Annotated in this window: 1 protein-coding gene; it reads left to right on the top strand. The window is 79.9% G+C overall.

Annotation, left to right across the window (positions count from 1 at the left end):
- Nucleotides 1–2,761 (top strand): ATP-binding protein (locus tag G5C65_RS38750; protein ID WP_206442619.1); only part of this gene is annotated, 2,761 nt, incomplete at both ends.

Below are 2,761 nucleotides of genomic sequence, written 5' to 3'. Positions count from 1 at the left end.
GGCGCGGACGGGGGGCGGGTGCCGGTCGCGCTGAAGGGGCCCCGCCAGCGCGCGGTGCTGGCCCGACTGCTGGTGTCCCGGGGCCGCGTCGTACCCGTCGACCGGCTGGTCGAGGACCTGTGGGACGAGCCGCCGCGGGGCGCGGTGGCGGCGCTCCGCACGTTCGTCGCCGACCTGCGCCGCGCCCTGGAACCCGACCGGCGGCCCCGGCAGCCGGCGCGGCTGCTCGTGACCGCGGCGCCCGGCTACGCGCTGCGCCCCGCGCCGGACGCGGTGGACGCCTGGCGCTTCGAGACCGCCGTCGGCGCGGCCGGTGAGCTGCTCGCGGAACGGCAGGCACGCGCGGCCCTCGACCGCCTCGACGGGGCACTCGCCCTGTGGCGCGGCCCGGCGTACGCGGAGTGCGCGGCGGAGAACTGGGCGCGGGCGGAGATCACCCGGATCGACGAGCTGCGGATCCTGGCCGTCGAGCGGCGCGCCGAGGCGCTGCTGGCGCTGGGCCGGGCGGCGGAAGCCGCGTACGAGGCGGAGGCCCACGCGCACGGCCACCCGCTCCGCGAGGGCGCCTGGCACCTGCTGGCCACGGCGCTGTACCGGGCGGGCCGCCAGGGCGAGGCCCTCGCGGCGCTGCGCCGCGTCCGCGCGCGGCTCTCGGAGGAGCTGGGCGTGGACCCCGGCCCCCGGCTGCGCCGCCTGGAATCCGACATCCTCGCCCAGGCCCCCCACCTGACCCCGCACCCCGAGCCGCGGTGCGCGGCCGGGGGAGGCTCCGCAGCGCCCGGCGGCGCGGGCGACCGGCTCCTCGGGCGGGGCGCGGAGATGGCGCGGCTCCGGGACGCGGCGGGCGAGGCCGTACGTTCCGGCCGCCCGCTTCTCGCCCTCGTCTCCGGCGAGGCGGGAGCGGGCAAGACGGCGCTCGGCGAGGCCCTCGCGGAGCGGTTGGCGGCGGACGGCTGGACGACGGCGTGGGGCCGGGCGCCCGCATACGAGGGGGCGCCGGCCAGCTGGCCCTGGACCCGGATCGCCCGCACGCTGACCGGGACCCTGGAGGACGCCGGAGGCATCGGCGCAGCGCGCGGCGGGGACCCGGCCGTCGGGCGGTTCCGGCGGCGGCAGGAAGCGGGGGCGCTCCTGTCCGCCGCGGCGGCCCACGCCCCCGTGCTGCTCGTCGCGGACGATCTGCACCGCGCCGACGAGGACACCCTGGACCTGCTGGCCTCGCTGCTCACGGAGCCGGATCTGACCGCGGGCCCGGTGCTCCTCGTCGGCACCTACCGTGCGACCGGGATCACGCCCCGGCTCACCGCCGCGCTGGGCCGGTTCGCCCGTACCGAGCCGGTCCGCGTCCACCTGGGCGGGCTGTCCGAGGTGGCGACCGCCGCGCTCGTCGGTGCCGTGACGGGGCGCGAGGCCGACGCCGCGACCGCGCGCCGCGTGCACCGGCGCAGCGGCGGCAACCCGTTCTTCGTCCGCGAGCTGGCCCGGCTGCTGGCGGCCGAGGGCGCCGCCGCGCTGGACGCCGTCCCCGCGGGCGTACGCGAGGTCATCCGGCACCGGCTCAACGGGCTCCCCGAGGCGGCGCGGACCGTACTGCGCCAGGCGGCGGTCCTCGGCGAGGACGCCGACCCCGAGGTGCTGGCGGCGCTACCGGGCCCGGCAGCGGAGGGCGGCACATCCGCGGTGCTCGACGCCCTGGACGCGGCCCTCGCAGCCGGATTCCTGACCGAGCCGCCCCCGGCACGGGCACGGGCACGGGCACGGGCACGGGCACGGGCTCCGGCCCCGGCACGGGCCCTGGTTCCGGCTCCGATATCGCCTCCGGTCCCGGCACTGACGTCGGCTCCGGCACCGGCACCGGCTCGGGGTTCGGCACGGGCCCTGGCTCTGGCATGGGCTCCGGCACGGGCACGGGCACGGGCACGGGCCCTGGCCCCGGCACGGGCTCCGGCTCGGGCACGGGCTCTGGTTCCGGCTCCGATATCGCCTCCGGTCCCGGCACTGACGTCGGCTCCGGCTCCGGCACCGGCTCCGGCGCTGGCTCGGGGTTCGGCACGGGCCCTGGCCTCGGCTCTGGTTCGGCCAGTGCCCCCGGCCCTGGTTCCGGCTCCGGCCCTGCCCCCGGCTCCGGCCCTGGCCGCGGTCCCGGCTCGGGCACGGGCTCTGGCTCCGATATCGCCTCCGGCTCCGGCACTGACTTCGGCTCGGGCACCGGTACCGGCACCGGCACGGGCAGTGGCCCCGGCTCCGGTACGGGCTCCGGCTCCAGCACTGGCCCCGGCTCGGGCACTGGCATCGGTTCGCGCAGTGGCCCCGGCGCGGGGTCTGACACTGGCTCCAGCACTGGCGTCGGCACCGGCAGTGGCCCCGGCTCCGGCACGGGCAGGGGCAGCGGCTCGGGCTCGGGCCCCGGCATCGGGGCCGATGCCCGAGCCGATGGCCGAGCCGGGGGCGGTGGGCGGCTGGGCTTCGCTCATGTCCTGGTGCGCGACACGCTCTACGATGATCTCTCGGCGGCGCGCCGGGCCCACTGGCACGCCGCGGCCGGCGAGGCCCTGGAGCGGCTGCGGCCCGAGGCGCTCGCCGCTCTCGCCCACCACTTCGCGCGCGCGGACAGCCGGGCCACCGCGCCCCGTGCCGCGTACTACTCCCGGGCCGCGGCGGAGGAGGCCGAGCGCCGCTGCGCGCCGCACGAGGCGGCCCGGCTCTGGCAGCAGGCCCTCGCGGCGTCCGAGCGAGCGGGCGGCGGCGCCAGGAGTGGGGG

Source organism: Streptomyces boncukensis (genome assembly GCF_011045075.1).
Classification (GTDB): domain Bacteria; phylum Actinomycetota; class Actinomycetes; order Streptomycetales; family Streptomycetaceae; genus Streptomyces; species Streptomyces boncukensis.
This window is presented reverse-complemented; position numbering and strand designations above follow the sequence as displayed.